Here is a 21534-nt window from a genome sequence, read left to right on the forward strand (position 1 = left end):
AGAGCGAATAAATCGCTCATTAACCTTACGTCATTTAAACATCTTTGACTTTATACATCAGCCCGAGCGCCACCACCGCCAGCACAGTTGCCGCCCAGTAGACCGGATAATGGCCGAAGTTTTCCACGATAAAGCCCTGCAGCAACCCCGCGCAAATCACACCGGTGGAAATGCTGTTGGTGAATAGCGTAGTCGCTGAACCTGCCCTTCCCGGCATCAGATCCTGAAAATACAGCATGCCGATCCCCGCCACGATGCCGATGAAAATCGCATTGAACAGTTGCAGGATCATCAGCGCCGCCTTGAACTGAAACGCCACCAGTCCGGCATAGAAAATCACACCACTCGCCACGGCATACAGCATCAGCTTGCGTTTGCCGGTACGTTTCACCAGATATCCGGCCAGCAACATGGCAGGAATTTCCAGCCCGGCCGCCGTCCCCATCAGCAAGCCTGCCAGCCCTTCCGGCAGGCCCAAACCGCTGGTGATGTACAGCGGCATATCAATGACATACATGATATTGCAGGTCCACATCAGCAAAGAAGAAAAGAACAGCAGACGAACATCTTTGTTACGCCAGGCACTGGCATGCACTACTTTTTCGTCCACTGGCAGTTCAAGGCGTGGTACTGAGGGCAGGAAAAACAGGATCATCAGTATGCTGCCGACAAACACCGCTGCCGCACTCAGGTACATTGGCGTAAAGCCGTAGTTCAACGCCACCATGAACGACAGCGGCGGGCCAAGCACCCAGGCCAGCGAGAGCATCGCACGCATCATCGAGCTGAACATCACCACTTCACTGGCGGAGCGATCCGCATGTTCCCGCGCCAGTGCAAAGAGCTGGGGCATCGACGCGTTACCTATCGCTGCCAGCAACACACCGACAGTGATCAGCACCAGATAATCGCGGCTGAAGGCAAAGACCAGACTGTTGCCGATCGCCATCAGGCAGCAGAACATCAGCAATTTCCGCCGGTCGCCTTTGTTATCGGAACGGTTAGCCAGCAGAAAGCTGATCGCGATCCCCGCGATGGCGTTAACGGTATAAAAGAAGCCGACCCACAATGGCCGGACTTTCACTTCATTGGTCAGAAACAGACTCAGCGTCGGCGCCTGTAATGCACCCGCCACGCCGCACAGCAAGGAGACCACCAGAAAGGTGACATAAATACGATTAAAACGAGGTTTTGACATGACGTCGTCCCTGAGAAATGAATGCAGATAAAGCAAGACAGACAGTGTAGCGAAGTTTCAGTCGGTTCTGGAAAATGAGCATAAAAAAACCAGTGAGTTTCCTCACTGGCTGGTGACAATACACCATTACTCAGAAAATCGAATTTAGTCAGACCTGAAGTCACAGTCGCCGGCGGTATTGCTCGTCGTCCATCGTTTCCATATCCCACTGCGTGAGACGGGACAGAATATCCAGACGGTACTGCATCGGTACCCATGACAGCCAGTCTGCATGATTTTTAGAGGCGTTCTTTTTGATGGCTTCAAAATAACGCTGATAGAAACGGGCGTTCAGACTGAGTTTCATGATGATCTCCGGTTGTTCACAACAGGCTTTCGTTGAGAAACAGTATCGGCGTAATATGAGGAAAGATAAATTGATGAAGATCGGCCACGGAGTTCCTCTTTTATGTCCTCATCCCGTTTGCAACAACAGTTCATCCGCTTATGGCAAAGCTGTCACGGTGAAGAAACTGAAACGACATTACAGGCACTGTCAGAAGTCCTGAACTGTTCACGCAGACACATGCGCTCGTTGCTCAGCACCATGCAGGGACAGGGCTGGCTGACGTGGGATGCAGAGGCCGGACGCGGCAAACGATCCACGCTGAAATTTCTTTATACCGGGCTGGCACTCCAGCAACAGCGCGCTGAAGAGCTGCTGGAACAGGACAGCATTGATCAGCTGGTACAACTGGTCGGCGACAAAACCCTGGTGCGCCAGATGCTGCTGTCCCAGCTCGGTCGCAGTTTCCGTCAGGGCAAACATATTCTGCGCGTACTGTATTATCGCCCGCTGATGAATCTGCTGCCCGGCACCATGTTGCGCCGTTCAGAAACCCACATTGCCAGACAAATCTTTAGCGGCCTGACACGCATAAATGAGGAAAATGGGGAAGCGGAAGGCGATTTAGCCCATCACTGGCAGGAAGTTTCGCCGCTGCACTGGCGGTTTTATCTGCGCCCCGCCATTCATTTTCATCATGGTCGCGAACTCGAGATGGCAGATATTATCGCCACGTTTATTCGCCTGAAAACGCATCCGCTGTTCAGCAACCTGAAATCAGTCACGACGCCCACGGCGAATGTCATAGATATCCACCTGAATGAACCCGACCGCTGGCTGCCGTGGTTGTTTGGCAATATCCACGCGATGATCCTGCCGCAGGAATGGCAGTCACTGCCTGATTTTGCCCGCCATCCGGTCGGCACCGGCCCTTACGCCGTGGTGCGTAATCTGAAAACACAGCTGCGCATCCGCGCCTTTGACGATTATTTTGGCTTCCGGGCACTGATCGACGAGGTGAATATCTGGGTATTACCGGAACTGAGTGAAGAGCTGGTGCATTCCGGCGTACAGCTTCAGGCCGATGAATCAGGCAAAAGCGAGCTGGAAAGTCGCCTTGAAGAAGGCTGCTATTTCCTGTTATTTGACCAGCGTTCGCCGGTCGGACAATCTGAAGAAACACGCCAGTGGTTGTGCGATTTACTCAATCCCATCGCCTTACTGAATAATGCCGAACCGATTTACCAGCGCTACTGGTCTCCTGCGTATGGCCTGCTGCCACGCTGGCATCACAAAGCGCCCCGGCCACGTCCGCCCAAACCGCAAAACCTGACGCAGGTAACGCTGACATTTTACGGCGAGCATTCCGAACATCAGGCGATCTGCAACGCCCTGCGCCCGTTGCTGGCGGAAGAAGGTATCGAACTGATTATTCAGATAGTGGATTACGCAGTCTGGCACCGCGGCGATGCCAAAAGTGATCTGTGGCTCGGCAGTGCCAACTTCACCCTGCCGCTGGAGTTTTCACTGTTCGCGCATTTCTACGAATTGCCGCTGGCAAAGCATTGCTTTAGCGAAGAGATGAACGACGATGCCGCCCTGTGGCACGCCGGGAATTTATCGATGGCGAAATGGAGCCAGAAACAGACGGTCAGCCATCAGATCCATCCCCTGTTCCATCACTGGCTGGTGCTACAGGGGCAACGCAGTATGCGCGGTGTGCGTATGAACACCCTCGGCTGGTTCGACTTTAAATCCGCCTGGTTTGCCCCACCGGACAGTTAATCGGACTATCGCATCGCGCCGTTAATCTCTAGAATGACATCCGTTCTCAACGGGGTGCCCGACTTGTTAAAGCTGCGATGTAAACGCCGTGAGCAAGTTTGGCTGAGATTTGAAACCCGTCGAACCTGATCCGGTTAATCCCGGCGGAGGGATTTGAGACTGCGCGATGCTTACTCAAAATCCTTTGCCCTTTCATTTTTTTGGAGCGCAAAGTTGAAAAAATTACTGTCCTGCCTGCTGTTACTTTCTGCACCTGCATTTGCGTCAAAACCTGTTTTGACGGTTTATACCTACGATTCTTTCTCTGCTGACTGGGGCCCCGGTCCCGCCATTAAAAAAGCCTTTGAAGCCCAATGCGGCTGCGAACTGAAATACGTGGCGCTGGAAGATGGCGTGTCTTTGCTCAACCGTCTGCGGATGGAAGGTAAAAACAGCAAAGCCGACATCGTGCTGGGGCTGGATAACAACCTGTTGCAGGCCGCTGAACAAACCGGTTTATTTGCCAAAGCACCGAAAACCAACGCCAGACTGACGGTGCCAGGCGGCTGGAATGACAGCACTTTCGTGCCTTACGATTACGGTTATTTCGCCTTCGTCTACGACAAAAATAAACTGAAGAATCCGCCAAAAAGCCTCGATGAGCTGATCAACAGCGACCAGAAATGGAAAGTGATTTATGAGGATCCACGCACCAGTACACCGGGTCTGGGCCTGATGCTGTGGATGCAAAAAGTCTACGGCGATAAAGCGCCGCAAGCGTGGGAAAAACTGGCGAAGAAAACTGTCACCGTCACTAAAGGCTGGAGCGAGGCTTACGGCTTATTCCTCAAAGGTGAAAGCGACCTGGTGCTGAGCTACACCACCTCTCCGGCATACCATATTGTCGAAGAGAAGAAAGATAACTACGCCGCAGCCGATTTTACCGAAGGGCATTACATGCAGGTCGAAGTGGCGGGCCAGCTGGCAAACAGCAAGCAACCGAAACTTGCTGAACAGTTCATGAAGTTCGTCACCACGGAAGATTTCCAGAAAGTGATCCCGACCGGCAACTGGATGTATCCGGTGGTGAATACCCCGCTGCCTGACGCTTTTAAACAACTGACGATTCCGGCCAAATCTCTGCAATACAGCGCACAGGATGTCGCTACTCATCGTTCACAATGGATCCAGGCATGGCAGAACGCCGTCAGCCATTGATCCCTCGCTGGCTGTTGCCGGGCGTCATCGCGTCACTGGCTATGTTGCTGGTGGCAGTACTGGCCTTAGGCTCTCTGTGGCGTCATGCGCCACAGATAAGCGGCGCATCGCTCTGGCACGATCCTTATCTCTGGCATGTGATCCGCTTTACTTTCTGGCAGGCGCTGCTTTCAGCGCTTTGCTCGGTGCTGCCCGCAATTTTGCTGGCACGCACCTTGTTCCGCCGCCGTTTCCCCGGCCGTCAGCTGTTATTACGTTTATGTGCGATGACGCTGGTCTTGCCGGTTTTGGTGGCGGTGTTTGGCATTCTCAGTGTCTACGGAAGACAGGGCTGGCTGGCGCAAATTTGCGGCTGGCTGGGCATGGATTACCGTTTCTCGCCGTATGGTTTACAGGGCATTTTGCTGGCGCACGTGTTTTTCAATCTGCCGCTGGCGACACGTCTGTTATTGCAGGCGCTGGAAAATATCGCCGTTGAGCAGCGCCAGCTCGCCGCACAACTCGGCATGAATATCTGGCAACAATTCCGCTTTGTGGAATGGCCCGCGCTGCGCCGGCAGATATTCCCCGCCGCCGCCTTAATCTTTATGCTGTGTTTCGCCAGCTTCGCCACGGTGCTTTCACTGGGTGGCGGTCCGCAGGCGACGACCATTGAACTCGCCATTTATCAGGCGCTAAGTTACGACTACGATTTAAGCCGCGCCGCCACGCTGGCCCTGATCCAGCTGTTTTGTTGCCTGGCGCTGGTGTTGCTCAGTCAGAAACTCAGTCAGGCGTTGCCGGTGGGCCAAACGCATTCTCAGCGCTGGCGTAATCCTGATGATTCCTGGCTGCGACGCATCGCCGATGCCGTACTGATTGGCCTGGCGTTGTTGCTGATCCTGCCGCCGTTACTCGCCGTCATTACCGATGGCATAAACCGGGCAGCGGTCGGTGTTTTGCAACAACCCGCGCTCTGGCAGGCATTATGGACATCCGTGCGTATCGCGCTCGGCAGCGGATTATTGTGTGTGCTGCTGACCATGATGCTGCTGTGGAGCAGCCGCGAACTGCGGTTACGCAAGAGAAATAGCTGGGCGCAGGCGATGGATCTGAGCGGTATGCTGATCCTCGCGATGCCGGGCATTGTGCTGGCGACCGGTTTCTTCCTGTTGCTCGGCGATACCACCGGTTTGCCACAATCGCCATGGCCGCTGGTGATCCTCACGAATGCGCTGATGGCCGTACCTTATGCATTAAAAGTGCTGGATAACCCGATGCGCGACGTGGCAGAACGCTACACGCTGCTGTGTCTTTCGCTGGATATGCATGGCTGGCAGCGGCTGCGCCGGGTTGAACTCAGCGCACTGAAACGCCCGATTGCACAGGCACTGGCTTTCGCCTGTGTACTTTCTCTGGGGGATTTCGGTGTGATTGCCTTGTTCGGCAACGAGAATTTCCGCACCCTGCCGTTTTATCTGTATCAGCAGATTGGTTCCTACCGCAGCCAGGACGGCGCGGTGACGGCGCTGTTATTACTGCTGCTATGCTTCCTGTTATTCACCCTGATTGAGAAACTGCCGGGCCGCCATGCTGACGCTGAATAAACTGACGTATTTGTACGAACATCTGCCGATGCGCTTCGATTTACAGATCGACGCCGGTGAACGTGTGGCAATCCTCGGCCCGAGCGGCGCCGGGAAAAGTACCCTGCTGAGTCTGGTCGCCGGTTTTCTGGCGCCGGTCAGCGGGCAGATCCTGCTCAACGGCGCAGATCACAGCGCGACGCCACCGGCAAAACGTCCGGTGTCGATGTTGTTTCAGGAAAATAATCTGTTCTCGCATCTGACGGTGCGTCAGAACATGGGGCTGGGATTGCATCCGGGGCTGAAACTTACCGCGCAGCAGAAGCAGGAACTGGAAGAAATTGCCCGACAGGTCGGGCTGACTGAATGTCTGGACCGGCTGCCATCGCAACTTTCCGGTGGCCAGCGTCAGCGTGTCGCGCTCGCCCGTTGCCTGCTGCGCAGTCAGCCGGTTTTATTGCTCGATGAGCCCTTTTCAGCACTCGATCCGGCACTGCGCAGTGAGATGCTGACGTTGCTGGATAAGGTATGTGAGCAACGCCATCTCACGCTGCTGATGGTGTCGCACAATCTGGATGATGCGGCACGGATCGCGCCGCGCACGTTGCTGATCGTCGATGGCCGGATTTTTTACGACGGGCCGACGCAGGCACTGACCGACGGCAGTGCGCCGCAGGCCAGCGTGTTGGGGATAATGCCGGGGATCAGCGGGTGATCACTTGCCACAGCAAATGACCATAAACCGGCATCATCGGCTGTTCGCTTAACATCACCAGACTCACTGCGGTGGCGACCAGACTTAGCACACAGACGATGCGCAGACGCGCTAAGGGCAACCATTTTGTCATCGCATCAGGTGAAGCTTTGCCCGAACGGAACCAGCGCCACAGCAGCCAGGCACTCAGCCAGATCAGCACCACGGCGGCAAACAGCATCCATTTGAAGACCGAGCTGTTGTGACTGGCCGGAATATCAATGGCCACGCCCGCCAGAATGCCCGGCAGGAAATACACCGGTGGCCAGGTGATGCAGCCAATAATATTCGGCGGTGCAAATTTGTAAGGCGGAAGGTTCAGCATACCGGCAACCATCGGCACCAGCGGGCGTGTTGGTCCGATGAAACGCCCGATAATCACCGTCGCAAAACTATGGCGATCCAGCGCATAACCGGTTTTATCCAGTAATGACTGGTAACGTTTGAGGAAGCGCCAGCGATGCAGCGGTTCCTTGAAACCGCGGCCAATGAAATACGAGGCCCAGTCGCCGAAGAAACATCCCAGCCCCGCCGCCAGCCAGGCTTCGTACAACCCCACCTGACCGCTGCCGATCAACGTCCCGAGCGTCGCCATCATGACGGTACCCGGCAGGATCAGGCCCACCAGCGCCAGCGACTCGAAGAAAGCCACCACCGCGACGATAATTAATGCCAAGCCCACCGACTGAGCGACCAGATGTTGTAGATAGGCTTCCATATCTTCCCAGAATTCAGTTGCGCCAATTGCGCAGATAAATGAGACAAGTGTGAGTTTTCTGCATTCTCATTGTAGTAAATACATCAATCGGCTGAATTGTCAGCGCATGAACTATCACAGTCAACCGGGTAATTGTATGCGTATTTGGCAGAAACCTGAGCCATAGACAAAGACTGTATAAATAACCATACTCTGTTCTGATTCCTTATCTGTTCATCTTTACCGTTCCGAGGCGCTTATCACTTCCACCTTTGTCCGTCCCGCTTCTGCTGCCACTGACACCCCGCCGCGTCAGGGATTTGTGCTGACCCGCCACTGGCGCGACGCGCCGCGCGGTACCGAGGTGGAATTGTGGCTGGCGACCGACGAAGGTCCGCAGAAAGTGCGCCTGCCTTTACAGGAATCGGTGGCGTTTATTCCGGCCGAACAACGCGCGGCGGCGGAGCGCATTCTCATTGATGAAAAAAATATCAGTCTGCGTCCGTTGCCGTTGCAGGATTTCCATTCCCGCGCCGTTCTTGGGCTTTACTGCCCGCAACACCGGCAGTTAATGCGGATTGAAAAATTGCTGAAAGAAAATGGCGTCAGTGTTTTCGAAGCGGATATCCGCCCGCCGGAACGCTTCCTGATGGAACGCTATATCACCGCACCGGTGTGGTTCAGCGGTAAACCGGGGCCGGACAAGCTGCTGATGGACACCAAAATGAAACCGGCGGAGGACTACCGCCCGCCGCTGAAACTGTGTTCTCTGGATATCGAAACCAGCGGCAACGGCGAGTTGTACTGCATCGGGCTGGAAGGCTGCGGGCAGCGCCACGTGTATATGCTCGGCCCGCCGAACGGCGATCCTAATGCTCAATTTGATTTCAACATGGTTTACGTCGACAGCCGCCCGCAGTTGCTGGAAAAACTCAATGAGTGGCTGGAAATCTATGATCCCGACGCCATTATCGGCTGGAGCGTAGTGCAGTTTGACCTGCGGGTTTTACAAAAACACGCTGACCGCTACAAAATCCCGCTGAAATTCGGGCGCGGCGGCGGTGAACTGGAATGGCGTGAACACGGTTTCAAACAGGGGCACTTTTTTGCTGCCGCTGCGGGTCGTCTGATCATCGACGGCATTGAAGCACTGAAATCGGCGTTCTGGAACTTCAACTCGTTCAGCCTGGAATTCGTCTCGCAAAGTTTATTAGGCGAAGGCAAAGCCAGCGATAATCCTTATCAGCGGCTGGCCGAAATCGAACAACGTTTTCGGGAAGATAAACCGGCGCTGGCACGCTATAACCTGAAAGACTGCGAACTGGTGACGCGTATTTTTGCCAAAACTGAACTGATGCCGTTTTTGCTGGAACGCGCCTCGGTCACCGGTCTGGCCGTGGATCGCAGCGGCGGTTCAGTGGCGGCCTTTACCCATCTTTATTTACCGCGCATGCACCGAGCCGGTTACGTCGCGCCCAATATGGGCGAATTGCAGGGCGAAATGAGTCCCGGCGGTTTTGTGATGGATTCGCGTCCCGGTTTGTACGATTCGGTGCTGGTGCTCGATTATAAAAGTCTGTACCCGTCGATTATCCGCACCTTCCTGATCGACCCGGTCGGACTGGTCGCCGGGCTGCAACAACCGGACGATGAACATTCGGTGCCGGGCTATCGCAACGCCCGCTTCTCGCGGGAAACACATTGCCTGCCGGAAATTGTCCGCCAGATCTGGATGGGTCGCGAAGAAGCCAAGAAGCAGAAAAACAAACCGCTCTCGCAGGCACTGAAAATCATCATGAACGCGTTTTACGGTGTGCTCGGTTCGAGCGGCTGCCGCTTCTTTGATCCGCGTCTGGCTTCTTCTATTACCCTGCGCGGGCACGACATTATGCGTCAGACCCGCGAACTGATTGAAGCCGAAGGTTATCAGGTGATTTACGGTGACACTGATTCCACCTTTGTCTGGCTGAATAAAGCCCATTCACAGGAAGACGCCGACGTTATCGGCCGCCATCTTGTGGAGCGGGTTAATGCCTGGTGGAAAGCCCATCTGCAACAGGAATACAGGCTGGAAAGCGCACTCGAGCTGGAATTCGAAACCCATTATCAGCGTTTCCTGATGCCGACCATTCGTGGCTCGGAAACCGGCAGCAAAAAGCGCTATGCCGGGCTGGTGAATGACGCCGACGGTGAGCACATCGTTTATAAAGGGCTGGAAACTGTACGCACCGACTGGACGAAGCTGGCGCAGGAATTTCAGCAGGAGCTGTATCAACGCATATTCCACCGCCAGCCGTATCAGGATTACGTGCGCGAATATGTCGCACGCACGCTCAGTGGCGAGTTTGATGACAAACTGGTGTACCGCAAACGCCTGCGGCGCAAACTGAGTGATTATGAAAAAAACGTGCCGCCGCATGTTCGCGCCGCGCGGCTGGCCGATGACTATAACGCGCTGCATGGCCGGGCAAAGCAATATCAGAATGGTGGCTGGATAAGCTATGTGATGACCACTTCCGGCCCGGAGCCGCTGGAAAACCGTCAGTCACCTGTCGATTACGATCACTACATCGAGCGTCAGCTCGAGCCGGTCGCCGATGGCATTTTACCTTTCCTTCACGATGACTTTGCTACACTGATTACAGGTCAGATGGGCTTATTTTAAACAAAAGAAGGCGCAGCTCTTGTGATTCACAGGTGACGAAACGCTTACCTTCCATTACCATAGCGCCCTTTCCCATTTCTGAATCATCCTCACACAGTGAATTACTCCGCGCCTCCGGGCGGGGAAAGAAAACTATTGCCCGTGAAACCTCTCGGGCTGAACAAGCATTGCGCAGTCGCCGTATACAGAGCACACAACACAGAGAGAAATTATGCCGTTTACATTAGGTCAACGCTGGATAAGCGATACGGAAAGCGAATTAGGATTAGGAACCGTAGTCGCGCTGGATGTGCGCATGGTCACCCTGCTTTTCCCCGCCACCGGTGAAAACCGTTTGTATGCCCGAAATGATTCCCCGATCACCCGCGTGATGTTCAACCCCGGTGATACCATCAGCTGTCACGAAGGCTGGCAGTTGCAGGTCGAAGAAGTTGTTGAAGACAAAGGTCTGTTGACCTATATCGGCACCCGTCTGGACACAGAAGAAACCGGCGTTGCCATGCGCGAAGTGCTGCTCGACAGCAAACTGACCTTCAGCAAACCGCAGGATCGTCTGTTCGCCGGTCAGATTGACCGTATGGACCGTTTTGCCCTGCGTTTCCGCGCCCGTAAATATCAGCGTGAACAGTTCCGTCTGGAATTCGGCGGTCTGCGCGGTATGCGTGCCAGCCTGATCCCACATCAGTTGCACATCGCTTATGAAGTCGGTCAGCGCCATGCGCCGCGCGTTTTACTCGCCGATGAAGTGGGTCTGGGCAAAACTATCGAAGCGGGCATGATTATTCATCAGCAACTGTTGTCCGGCCGTGCCGAACGCATACTGATCGTGGTGCCAGAAACCCTGCAGCACCAGTGGCTGGTAGAAATGCTGCGCCGCTTCAATCTGCGCTTCTCTTTGTTTGACGACGATCGCTACGCTGAATCCATCCACGAAGCAACGAACCCGTTTGAAACTGAACAACTGGTGATCTGTTCCCTTGATTTCGTGCGCCGCAATAAATCCCGTCTCGAGCAGTTATCCGATGCGGCCTGGGATATGCTGGTGGTCGACGAGGCCCACCATCTGGTGTGGAGCGAAGACGCGCCGAGCCGCGAATATCAGGTTATCGAACAGCTTTCCCAGCAAATCCCGAGTGTTCTGCTGCTGACCGCTACGCCGGAGCAACTGGGACAGGAAAGCCACTTTGCGCGCCTGCGCCTGCTGGATCCGGACCGTTTCCACGATTACGAAGAATTCATCGAAGAACAGCAGCAATACCAGCCGGTGGCTGATGCCGTGACCCTGTTACTCAACAAAGAACCGCTGACGCCGGAAGCGCTGGCGTTGCTGGGTGAAAGTGTCGGCAATGCCGATACCGATGCCCTGCTGACCGCCGCCAATAAAGGCGACGAAGCCGCAGCGAAACAGCTGGTTTCCATGCTGATGGACCGTCACGGTACCAGCCGCGTACTCTTCCGTAACACCCGTAATGGCGTGAAAGGTTTCCCTGAACGTCATCTGCATGCAGTGAAACTGCCGCTGCCGACGCAGTATCAGACCGCGATAAAAGTCTCGGGCATTATGGGCGCGAAGAAAACCGCCGAAGCCCGTGCGCACGACATGCTGTATCCGGAACAGATTTATCAGGAATTTGAAGGCGAGAACGCCACCTGGTGGAACTTTGATCCGCGCGTCGAATGGCTGCTCGGTTATCTGACCGCCAACCGCGACGAAAAAGTACTGGTGATCTGCGCTAAAGCCGCCACTGCATTGCAACTGGAACAGGTTCTGCGGGAGCGTGAAGCGATCCGTGCTGCTGTGTTCCACGAAGGTTTGTCGATCATCGAACGTGACCGCGCCGCCGCTTACTTTGCTTCCCAGGAAGAAGGCGCGCAGGTTCTGCTGTGTTCTGAAATCGGCTCCGAAGGCCGTAACTTCCAGTTTGCCAGCAAGATGGTGATGTTCGACCTGCCGTTCAACCCGGATCTGCTGGAACAGCGTATCGGGCGTCTGGATCGTATCGGCCAGCAAAACAATATCGACATCATGGTGCCATACCTCGAGCAGACCGCGCAGTCGGTACTGGTTCGCTGGTTCCATGAAGGTCTGGACGCATTCGAACATACCTGTCCGACTGGCCGCACCATTTACGACAGCGCTTATGAGCAACTGATTGCGTTCCTGGCGGCACCTGCCGCGCAGGAAGGTCTGGACGAGTTCATTCTTACATGTCGCGCCGAACATGACGCGCTGAAAGAGAAGCTGGAAAATGGCCGTGACCGCCTGCTGGAGATGCATTCCAACGGTGGCGAACGTGCTCAACAACTGGCGAAGGAAATCGGCGAGCAGGATAACGACGTTAACCTGGTCAACTTTGCGCTCAACCTGTTCGATATCGTCGGCATCAATCAGGAAGATCGCAGCGATAACCTGATCGTCCTGACGCCGTCTGATCACATGCTGGTGCCGGATTTCCCGGGTCTGCCGGAAGACGGTTGCACCGTGACCTTCGATCGTGAACAGGCGCTCTCGCGTGAAGATGCACAGTTTATCAGCTGGGAACATCCGATCGTGCGTAACGGTCTGGATCTGATCCTTTCCGGTGATACCGGCAGTTGTGCGGTATCGATCCTGAAAAACAAAGCGCTGCCGGTCGGTACCTTGCTGGCGGAACTGGTTTACGTGGTGGAATGTCAGGCGCCGAAGCATCTGCAACTGACCCGTTTCCTGCCACCGACACCGGTGCGTATGCTGATGGATCGTAAAGGCACCAATCTGGCGGCTCAGGTTGAATTTGAGAGTTTTAACCGTCAGCTGAATGCCATCAACCGTCACAACTCCAGTAAACTGGTGAATGCCGTGCAGCAGGATGTTCACGCCATGCTGCAACAGGCAGAAGCGGAAATTGCCGATCAGGCACGCGCCCTGATTGAAGCAGCGAAAGTGGAAGCTGACGAGCAACTGACCAAAGAACTGGATCGTCTGAAAGCGCTGAAAGAAGTGAACCCGAACATTCGCGATGACGAACTGGAATCGGTAGACTCTAACCGTAAGCAGGTGCTGGCGAATCTGAACGATGCCAGCTGGCGTCTGGATGCGATCCGCCTGGTGGTGGTCAGCCATCAGTAAGCCCGACGGGATGCAGCCGGTCTGCATCCCTTATTTATTTCAACCTGAATGCAGACTGAAACCGCTATGAGCGAACATCAACCGACTATCCCTGAACCGTCGAAAACCCGGCCGCTGGAGAATTACAATCCGCCGACCGATCCCTGGTTACAGGTGATTTTTCAGGATGAGCACATCATGGTGGTCAATAAGCCGAGCGGGCTGCTTTCCGTGCCGGGCAAGCTTGCCGAGCATCAGGACAGCCTGATGACGCGTATTCAGCAGGAATTTCCTGAGGCTGAGTCCGTCCATCGTCTGGATATGTCCACCAGCGGCGTGATCGTGGTGGCGCTGACTAAAGACGCTGAGCGTGAACTTAAACGCCAGTTCCGCGAACGCGAAACCAAGAAAGTGTATATCGCGCGGGTCTGGGGACGGGTTGAAGAAGATTACGGCATTATCGATTTGCCGCTGATTTGCGATTATCCTAACCGGCCGAAACAGAAGGTCTGTCACGAGACCGGCAAGAAAGCGCTGACGCAGTATGAAGTGATGTCATGGGATGATGACGGCACAACGCGGGTGAAACTGCGGCCGATCACCGGACGTTCGCACCAGTTGCGCGTGCACCTTCTGGCGCTCGGGCATCCGATTCTGGGCGATAAATTCTATGCCCATCCGCAGGCGCTGGCAGCGGCCGGTCGTTTGCAACTGCACGCACAGGAATTATCGTTTTATCATCCGATAACCGATGCGCCGCTGGTATTTAACTGCGAGCCGGATTTTTAACCATTCAAATAATACATATTTCTTCAATCACTATTAAGTAATATGTATTACATTACCATCGTGTTGTTTTATCAGAATTTACCTTGCCAAAAAATATAATATCGGCTTCCTCACCTATTCCCTTCCCTGTTAATTCGCCCCGCACGCCTGATAACATCCCGCCCTATTTATTCAAATTTAATTATTCACCCTTCAGGGAAGACGACATGAAATGGAAACCAAAGCTGCTCAGCAGCCTGATTGCATTGGCGCTTTTTGATGCCGATGCCGGTATCATGCGTGAAGATGTTGCGGTTCAGGACTACCGCGACTTCGCAGAGAATCTGGGCAAATACACCGTCGGTGAAGAAAACATCGAAGTCTTTAAGATGGATGGTACGTCCGCAGGCATCCTGAATTTCCCTATGCCCGATTTCGGCGCAATTAACAGCTTAGGTTTTGCGACAGTCATCGCCCCCTCTTATGTCGTCAGCGTTGCTCACAATGGCGGTTATACCGCTGTCGATTTCGGTAATAAAGCAAAATATAAAACTTCCTATAAATTAATTAACCGAAATATTGACCCTCAATATCTCACCTGGAATAAAGATTTCCATGTTCCACGTTTAAATAAAGTCGTGACCGATGCCGCGCCGGTACCCACCGTGGATACTCAGGATGTGCGTAAGAACCGAGAACGCTATGTTTATTTCGCACGAGCCGGTGCCGGAACACAATATCAGGTCGACCCCGTCACTAAAAAACCCGTTTATATTACCGGCGCTTACGAATGGAAAAGCGGCGGCACCGTGGTCAACCCAATCTTTGAACCGTCAAGATTACGCTGGGTTAACTACGGGCCGCCTGATGCACGTGCTCAGCCATTCAGTTCAGCGATACAAGCAGGCGACAGCGGAAGTCCGTTGTATGTTTATGATAACGTAGATAAAGAATGGAAAATCTTCGGTGTTTCCCCATGGGGAGGCACAGGAAAAACAGGATATGAATACACCAGTTATACGCTGGATATGCAGCTCAATTTTATGAACAAAGTGATTGCTGCTAATACCGATCCTGATGTGACCGACGTGGCAGCAGATGGCGATATTCATTGGACTGCGGCCAATATTACGCAAGGCGAAAACAGCTGGCAGTGGCACGGTGTTGATAAGCAACTCCCTTCGCAGGCCAGCAATGAAGAACTCGATGCCTCAAAAGATCTGCGCTTTGCCGGTGATGGCGGCCTGATCGTACTTGATAGCGCCGTCAATCATGGTGCCGCAAAACTGCAATTCTCGAACGATTACCGGGTGGTGTCGGCTGAAGGTGCGAACAGCACCTGGGTGGGCGGCGGGATCGAAGTCGATGCGGATAAAACCGTTGACTGGGAAGTGAACGGTTTAGCCGGAGATACTTTACATAAAATCGGCGAAGGTACGCTGTACGTCAATGCCGTGGGGAATAATGGCGGCGCGCTGAATGTCGGCGACGGGCTGGTGGTGTTAGCCCAGCAGGCCAATGAAGCCGGGGAGCAAAAAGCCTTCTCCAAAGTCACCATTGTCAGCGGTCGACCGACCGTGCAGATCGGCGGCGAAAACCAGATTACCGGCAGCGACATTTACTTTGGTTATCGCGGCGGCAATCTTGATCTCAATGGCTATGACATGGCTTTCAGCAGCATCAATCACAGTGATTCCGGTGCGGCCATTATTAACGGCAATGCAGACCAGCTCAGCACCCTGACGCTGAACAACAGCAGTAACCAGACCTTCGTCGGCCATCTCGGCAGTCAGGAAACGGCGTCGAATTTAAACGTCGATTATGCAGCGGACTCCTCCGCAGGCTTCTGGGAACTGGCGGGCGGTGCTGACCTGAATCAGCTCTCCGTGCAAAATGGCATTCTGAGACTGGCGGGTCGCCCGACTCCGCACGCCGGTAATGTAGTGTTCAGTGACGACTGGATTGATGAAACCTATACGATAAACAATGTGGATGTGGCCAGCCGTGCCACCCTGCGCGTTAACGAGCACGCCACACTGGATGCCAACGTGAAGCTCAACGAGCTGGCAAACATGATGCTGAACAGTAAATCGCATCTGAGCGGCAAGGTGGAACTGGCTTCCGGCAGTATGATTTCTGTTGATCAGACAGACAGTAAAACCACCAGCACCGACGGCAATAATGACGTGGTGATTGACGCCACTATTTCTGGTAACGGAACCCTGAAGAAAATGGCGCCGGGCGCGCTGTACATCAACAGCGAGAATACGTTCACCGGTGCCACCAATATTTACAGCGGCGCGCTGATCCTCAACGGCTCCCTTGCGTCCACCGTCACGATGGAGAAAAACACGGTGCTGGCCGGTAACAACACCGTCGCCGATCTGATCCTGAAAGATGATGTGCAGCTTCTGCCACACTGGCCAGCCGAAAACGAAAGCGAGAGCGATACATTTGTCGCGGCCACGCAAACCGTTAACGGCACAATGGCGGCGGGCAGCAATAATCTGCTCAGCCTGCGCACGCATTTCGATCCGGCTTTCACACAAACCGACAAGCTGCTGATCAACGGCGACATGGTTTCCTCTGCACCGGTGAGTGTTCAAGTCACACCGTCAGGGGCGGGTTTCTTCACCGATACGGATAATGATGGCGCGGCGGATAATCAGGAAGGCGTGTCGCTGATCCAGGTGGCCGGTAAGGCAACCAAAGACAGCTTCAGACTGGCGGGGGAATACGTGGCGCGCGGCGCTTACGCCTATAACCTGTATGCCTTCGCACCGGGCCGCAGCTCTGAAGAACAGCGTGAAGTGGCAGGCAGCGGCGATCAGTTCTGGGATTACCGTCTGCAAAACAACATGCTGACCGAAGGCGACAATACGGTACCGGTCGATAACACGCCGGTTCCGCCAGTACCGACGCCGGATGATGAAGACGATGGCGAGGACGACGATACACCGGTTCCTGAACCAACGCCGGATGAAGGTGATGACACGCCGGTCCCGCCGGCACCGACGCCAGATGACGATGATAGCGGAAAAAATACGCGTCCGGCCGTTACGCCGCAGGTGCCTTCTTATCTGTCTTTACCTTCCGCCCTGCTGAGCTACAACAGTCGCGTGAGTGAAACCTTCCGCAATCAGGTTCTGGCACAGGATGATAAGAAACAGAATCTCTTCTTCCAGTATCTCAACGGAGAAGACAACTATCATTCAGCACTCGGCTTTATGGATTATGGCTACGACTACACGCAGAAAGAAGAAGGCTGGCTATTGGGTGCCAAAGTGATGCAACTGGGTAACGACACCCACTCGCTGGCACTCAGCCTTGGCCTTTCCAGCGCTAATCTGGATGTCACGCCGGATGCCGCCGACGGCAACAGCAAAACGCAATACACCACCTGGGGACTCTCTTCACTGCTGTCGTATCAGTATGTCAGCGGTTTAACGGTGGATGTAGCTTCGGACGTCGCCATCTATGACGGCAATGTATCGACTGACCTACGCGGCAGTGACGTGGCGGATATCAGTGCGACCTCCTTCGGTGGCTCTGTGGATGTGGGATATAAAATCCAGGCGGGCAATCATGTGCTGACACCATTAGTTGGATTTGGTATTCAGCGCCTGCAAGTCGATGATTTTACGGATATTGATAATACGAAGGTTCATTATGACGATATCACCCGTCAGACTGCCCGCTTAGGGATGCGTTACCGCTACGACTGGGATACCGCAAATGCTGGTAAATGGGCGATTACGGCGAATACATTGTTCATTACAGATCTCAGAGACGATGCGTCAGTGGACATCGGAGTCACCTACAGCGACGTCAGCAACAGCTTCCACAGCGGTGCTGCAGGCAGTTCCGGGATGCTAGACCTGGGGATTATCAGCAATCCGATGCCGAATGTGTCACTGAATACCGGTGTACAGTATCAGCACAGGCTGGAAGATGAAGGGGTAGATTATTGGCAGGCTGTGGCAGGGGTGACGTTTAAGTTCTGACACCTGACACAAGGCTGTGTCCCACAAAGCAAAAGGCGCTCTGAAAGAGCGCCTTTTTAATGATGACGTTATTTAAAGCCTTTTTCACGTTTGATCAGGTCATACGCCGCCTGAATCGCCTGTGCTTTTTCCTTCGCCATTTCCATCATTTCAGGCGGTAAACCTTTCGCCACCAGTTTGTCAGGATGATGCTCGCCCATCAGTTTGCGGTAGGCACGTTTAATGGTCGTTGCGTCGTCGGTGGCATTCACGCCCAGCACTTTGCAGGCATCTGCCAGCGTCGGGCCTTGCTGCGTCTGGTGATAACCGCCGCCATACGAGCGTCCCCCCTGCTGGTGACCGCCAAACTGCTGGCCGCCTTCCATCATGCGCAGGAACTGATCGAACTGCATCCGTGAAATCCCAAGCTCTTCAGCAATCACGTACAACACTTCGCGTTCATTGGGATGCAATGAACCGTCGGCGTACGCGGCCTGGATCTGGATTTCCAGAAAAGTCCGTATCAGGTCAAAACGACCAAAACACGCAGTGCGCAGTTCGCGCATTTTCTCACGCAAGGGATAGTCAGCTTCTTTCCCGTCGCGAAAAGCACGTTGTGCGGCTTCGCGCTGCTCGCCGTGCAACTGCATACGTTCCATGTAAAGACTGGCGATCTGAATATCCGCCTCGGTAACTCTGCCTTTTGATTTAGTCAGATTTCCCATCACCTCAAACGTGGTGCGGAAAAAGATGGTTTGACGTGTCTGCTGATCGGCAAAATACCCTCTGCGTTTCGCTGAACGCGCGGTATCAAACATATGCCCTATCAGCAGCCCTGCTACAATTCCCCAGAAGCCTAAACCGGACCATAAGCCCAGGATAAGTCCGAGCAGTTTTCCCCAATACTGCATATACTCCTCAATTCGCCATGCCGTCGCTTAAAAATTGCTTTATCATAACCGGCATTTATCGTTGTGCCTAACGGCAGCAACGTAACAGGTGGGATTTAACACTAGCGCAACCATGATGAGTGAGATAGTCTCTGACCGTTTGCCGGCATGATGCCTCTGATGACGGAACACCATTTTACGTATGAAAAACAGACGTCTGAAAACACGCTTACCGACAATGCTGGCCGCCACAATCTGGTCAGTATTGTACAGTCACGGCGCAATGGCCGATCTCGCAGCACAATGTATGCTCGGCGTTCCGACCTATGACAAACCTTTGGTGCAGGGTGATCCTAATTCACTGCCTGTGACCATCAACGCCGATAAGGCGACCGGCAATTATCCTGACAGTGCGCTGTTTAGCGGCAACGTTAACGTTGTTCAGGGCAACAGCACACTGGATGCTGATCAGGTTCAGCTTAATCAAATCGCCAATCCCAATCAGCCGACCCCGACCCGAACCGCTACTGCGACCGGCAACGTGCGTTATAACGATAACCAAATCAAGCTGAATGGCCCGAAAGGCTTTGCGAACCTGACCACCAAAGATACTGATGTTCAGGATGGCGACTACCAGATGGTCGGCCGTCAGGGACGTGGTCAGGCTGACAAAATGAAGCAGCGTGACAACAACCGTTACACCATCATGGATAACGGTACATTTACCACCTGTCTGCCTGGCGATAACAGCTGGAGCGTCGTCGGTTCCGAAGTGATTCAGGATCGTCAGGAAGAAGTGGCTGAAATCTGGAATGCCCGCTTCCATATCGGTCCGGTGCCGGTGTTCTACAGCCCGTACATGCAGTTGCCGATTGGCAATAAGCGTCGTTCCGGTTTCCTTATCCCTAATGCTAACTACAGCAGCAATAATGGCGTTGGTGTCACCGTTCCTTACTACTGGAACATTGCGCCAAACTACGATGCCACGATTACGCCCAATTACATGAGCAACCGTGGTCTGCAACTGCAAAATGAATTCCGCTACCTGACCGTTGCCGGTGCGGGTCTGATGGAATTCGATTATCTGGGTAACGATAAGAAAATCGATCAGCAGTATGTCGAAGATGAAAACCGTACCAGCGATAAAACCAAGCGCTGGATGTATTACTGGCGTCATGCCGGTGTATACGATCAGGTTTGGCGCTTCAACGTCGACTATACCAAGGTCAGTGACCCTTATTACTTCACCGATTTCGATTCGAAATACGGTTCCAGTACTGACGGCTATTCCACGCAGAAATTCAGCGTAGGTTACGCGAACCAAAACTGGGATGTCACACTGGCCAGTAAGCAGTTCCAGGTGTTCTCAGATTTCGGGAACGCCAACGCTTACCGTGCACAGCCACAGCTGGATATTAACTATTACAAAAATGATGTGGGCCCGTTTGACCTGCATCTGTACGGTCAGGCGGTGAAATTCACCAGCGTGAACCCTGACAACCCGGAAGCCGTGCGTACACACTTCGAACCGACTATCAGCCTGCCACTCAGTAATGGCTGGGGAAGTCTGGATAACGAAGTGAAGCTGATGACAACCCACTATCAGCAGGATATTCCGGACGCGTATTACGATAGCAATCCGAACACCAAACTGCGTTCATCCGTGAACCGTACGATGCCTGAGTTTAAAAGCGACGGCAAAATGGTGTTCGACCGCACGATGGACTGGAACAGTGACTACACCCAGACCCTCGAACCGCGCGTGCAGTACCTGTATATCCCTTACCGCAATCAGAGCTCGATCAATACCTATGACTCGACGCTGTTACAGTCCGACTACACCGGCCTGTTCCGCGATAAAAGCTACAGTGGTCTGGACCGTATTGCCTCTGCAAACCAGGTGGCGAGCGGTTTAACGACCCGTATCTATGACGAAAATCTGGAAGAGCGCTTTAATGCCTCTGCCGGTCAGATTTATTACTTCCAGCCGCCACGTACCGGTGACGTTGATAGCGTCCTGGATAAAAATGATGATACGGGCAGCCTGGTGTGGGCCGGTGACAGCTACTACAAAATCAACAATTTCTGGGGTATCCGTGGCGGCGTGCAGTATGACACCCGTCTGGATGCGCTGGCTTTAGGCGATGCCGTGCTTGAGTACCGCGCAGACTCAGAAAGAATGATTCAGCTGAGTTACCGTTACGCCAGCCCGGAATATATTCAGGCAACGTTACCTAACGTTACCAACCCGGGTTATCAGGACGGTATTTCGCAGGTTGGCGGCATCGCCAGTTGGCCGATTGCTGACCGTTGGGCGATTGTGGGGGCGTACTATTACGACACCAAAGCACAGCAGCCAGCCGATCAGCTTATTGGTTTGCAATACAACACATGCTGCTGGGCTATCAATGTTGGTTATGAACGTAAGATCACCAGCTACGATACGGTTAAGTCAGAAAGTAAATATGACAATAAGATTGGTTTCAATATTGAACTTAGAGGCCTGGGTAACAATCAAACCCTCGGAACGAAAGAAATGTTGGCCAGCGGCATACTGCCTTATCAACGCGCTTTCTAAGCCCGAAACACGATTCATTTCGTGAAGACACGACGAATTCA

General features: G+C 53.7%; 13 protein-coding genes and 1 riboswitch. Of the genes, 9 read left to right on the plus strand and 4 right to left on the minus strand.

The genetic code is table 11. The features are described from left to right. Positions 1-34 precede the first annotated feature (34 nt). Both UC14_RS03720 and sgrT read right to left on the minus strand, forming a co-directional pair. The gene (locus tag UC14_RS03720) at positions 35-1198 is read right to left on the minus strand and encodes an MFS transporter (protein ID WP_013577029.1); all 1164 of its coding nucleotides are present in this window, start codon (positions 1196-1198) and stop codon (positions 35-37) included. A gap of 160 nt (positions 1199-1358) precedes the next feature. After that, complete coding sequence (gene sgrT, locus UC14_RS03725) at positions 1359-1544, minus strand: glucose uptake inhibitor SgrT (RefSeq protein ID WP_013577030.1); 186 nt, start codon at positions 1542-1544, stop codon at positions 1359-1361. 102 nt (positions 1545-1646) lie between these two features. Here sgrT and sgrR point away from each other — a divergent pair, with 102 nt between their 5' ends. From sgrR to thiQ, 4 genes are all read left to right on the plus strand, one after another. Next, positions 1647-3308 carry an HTH-type transcriptional regulator SgrR gene (gene sgrR, locus UC14_RS03730; protein ID WP_112197245.1) on the plus strand — a complete coding sequence of 554 codons (1662 nt, stop codon included), beginning with the start codon at positions 1647-1649 and terminating at the stop codon, positions 3306-3308. 40 nt (positions 3309-3348) lie between these two features. Continuing rightward, positions 3349-3478: riboswitch (TPP riboswitch) on the plus strand. 43 nt (positions 3479-3521) lie between these two features. Beyond that, positions 3522-4505 carry a thiamine ABC transporter substrate binding subunit gene (thiB, locus tag UC14_RS03735; RefSeq protein ID WP_013577032.1) on the plus strand — a complete coding sequence of 328 codons (984 nt, stop codon included), beginning with the start codon at positions 3522-3524 and terminating at the stop codon, positions 4503-4505. Next, the gene (gene thiP, locus UC14_RS03740; protein WP_112197246.1) at positions 4481-6091 is read left to right on the plus strand and encodes a thiamine/thiamine pyrophosphate ABC transporter permease ThiP; all 1611 of its coding nucleotides are present in this window, start codon (positions 4481-4483) and stop codon (positions 6089-6091) included. Before thiB ends, thiP begins: the two co-directional genes overlap by 25 nt. Then, on the plus strand, positions 6075-6785 hold the full coding sequence (thiQ, locus tag UC14_RS03745) for a thiamine ABC transporter ATP-binding protein ThiQ (protein ID WP_112197247.1): 711 nt from the start codon (positions 6075-6077) through the stop codon (positions 6783-6785). Before thiP ends, thiQ begins: the two co-directional genes overlap by 17 nt. On the opposite strand, the gene UC14_RS03750 is transcribed toward thiQ, so the two are convergent. Continuing rightward, on the minus strand, positions 6775-7542 hold the full coding sequence (locus tag UC14_RS03750) for a DedA family protein (RefSeq protein WP_013577035.1): 768 nt from the start codon (positions 7540-7542) through the stop codon (positions 6775-6777). The two genes, thiQ and UC14_RS03750, sit on opposite strands and share 11 nt — an antisense overlap. A 238-nt stretch (positions 7543-7780) precedes the next feature. Between UC14_RS03750 and UC14_RS03755 the strand changes: the two genes are divergently transcribed. The 4 genes from UC14_RS03755 (at position 7781) to UC14_RS03770 (ending at position 18046) form a co-directional block, all read left to right on the plus strand. Continuing rightward, complete coding sequence (locus UC14_RS03755; protein WP_255563052.1) at positions 7781-10186, plus strand: DNA polymerase II; 2406 nt, start codon at positions 7781-7783, stop codon at positions 10184-10186. Positions 10187-10397: 211 nt separating this feature from the next. Beyond that, entirely contained in the window at positions 10398-13295 is a 2898-nt protein-coding gene (gene rapA, locus UC14_RS03760) for an RNA polymerase-associated protein RapA (RefSeq protein WP_013577037.1), read from the plus strand. A gap of 66 nt (positions 13296-13361) precedes the next feature. Further along, positions 13362-14063, plus strand: coding sequence for a bifunctional tRNA pseudouridine(32) synthase/23S rRNA pseudouridine(746) synthase RluA (gene rluA / locus UC14_RS03765; RefSeq protein WP_015690474.1), 702 nt, complete (start codon positions 13362-13364; stop codon positions 14061-14063). A gap of 206 nt (positions 14064-14269) precedes the next feature. Further along, a complete protein-coding gene (locus UC14_RS03770) occupies positions 14270-18046 on the plus strand; it encodes a S6 family peptidase (RefSeq protein ID WP_112150999.1) in 3777 nt (1258 codons plus the stop codon). Between the two features lie 68 nt (positions 18047-18114). On the opposite strand, the gene djlA is transcribed toward UC14_RS03770, so the two are convergent. Then, positions 18115-18936, minus strand: a complete 822-nt coding sequence (gene djlA, locus UC14_RS03775) for a co-chaperone DjlA (RefSeq protein WP_013577040.1) — start codon at positions 18934-18936, stop codon at positions 18115-18117. A gap of 181 nt (positions 18937-19117) precedes the next feature. Between djlA and lptD the strand changes: the two genes are divergently transcribed. Next, positions 19118-21493 (plus strand): LPS assembly protein LptD, encoded by a 2376-nt coding sequence (lptD, locus tag UC14_RS03780; RefSeq protein WP_013577041.1) that lies wholly within the window; start codon positions 19118-19120, stop codon positions 21491-21493. Positions 21494-21534: the final 41 nt, after the last annotated feature.

The organism is Rahnella sp. NRRL B-41462 (assembly GCF_003263525.1).
In the GTDB taxonomy this organism is placed as follows: Bacteria; Pseudomonadota; Gammaproteobacteria; order Enterobacterales; family Enterobacteriaceae; genus Rahnella; species Rahnella aceris.

Excerpts from the sequence above, each read along its gene's own strand:
- UC14_RS03720 (WP_013577029.1), bottom strand. The coding sequence starts at position 1,198 with ATGTCAAAACCTCGTTTTAATCGTATTTATGTCACCTTTCTGGTGGTC.
- sgrT (WP_013577030.1), bottom strand. The coding sequence starts at position 1,544 with ATGAAACTCAGTCTGAACGCCCGTTTCTATCAGCGTTATTTTGAAGCC.
- sgrR (WP_112197245.1), top strand. The coding sequence starts at position 1,647 with ATGTCCTCATCCCGTTTGCAACAACAGTTCATCCGCTTATGGCAAAGC.
- thiP (WP_112197246.1), top strand. The coding sequence starts at position 4,481 with ATGGCAGAACGCCGTCAGCCATTGATCCCTCGCTGGCTGTTGCCGGGC.
- thiQ (WP_112197247.1), top strand. The coding sequence starts at position 6,075 with ATGCTGACGCTGAATAAACTGACGTATTTGTACGAACATCTGCCGATG.
- UC14_RS03750 (WP_013577035.1), bottom strand. The coding sequence starts at position 7,542 with ATGGAAGCCTATCTACAACATCTGGTCGCTCAGTCGGTGGGCTTGGCA.
- rapA (WP_013577037.1), top strand. The coding sequence starts at position 10,398 with ATGCCGTTTACATTAGGTCAACGCTGGATAAGCGATACGGAAAGCGAA.
- rluA (WP_015690474.1), top strand. The coding sequence starts at position 13,362 with ATGAGCGAACATCAACCGACTATCCCTGAACCGTCGAAAACCCGGCCG.
- UC14_RS03770 (WP_112150999.1), top strand. The coding sequence starts at position 14,270 with ATGAAATGGAAACCAAAGCTGCTCAGCAGCCTGATTGCATTGGCGCTT.
- djlA (WP_013577040.1), bottom strand. The coding sequence starts at position 18,936 with ATGCAGTATTGGGGAAAACTGCTCGGACTTATCCTGGGCTTATGGTCC.
- lptD (WP_013577041.1), top strand. The coding sequence starts at position 19,118 with ATGAAAAACAGACGTCTGAAAACACGCTTACCGACAATGCTGGCCGCC.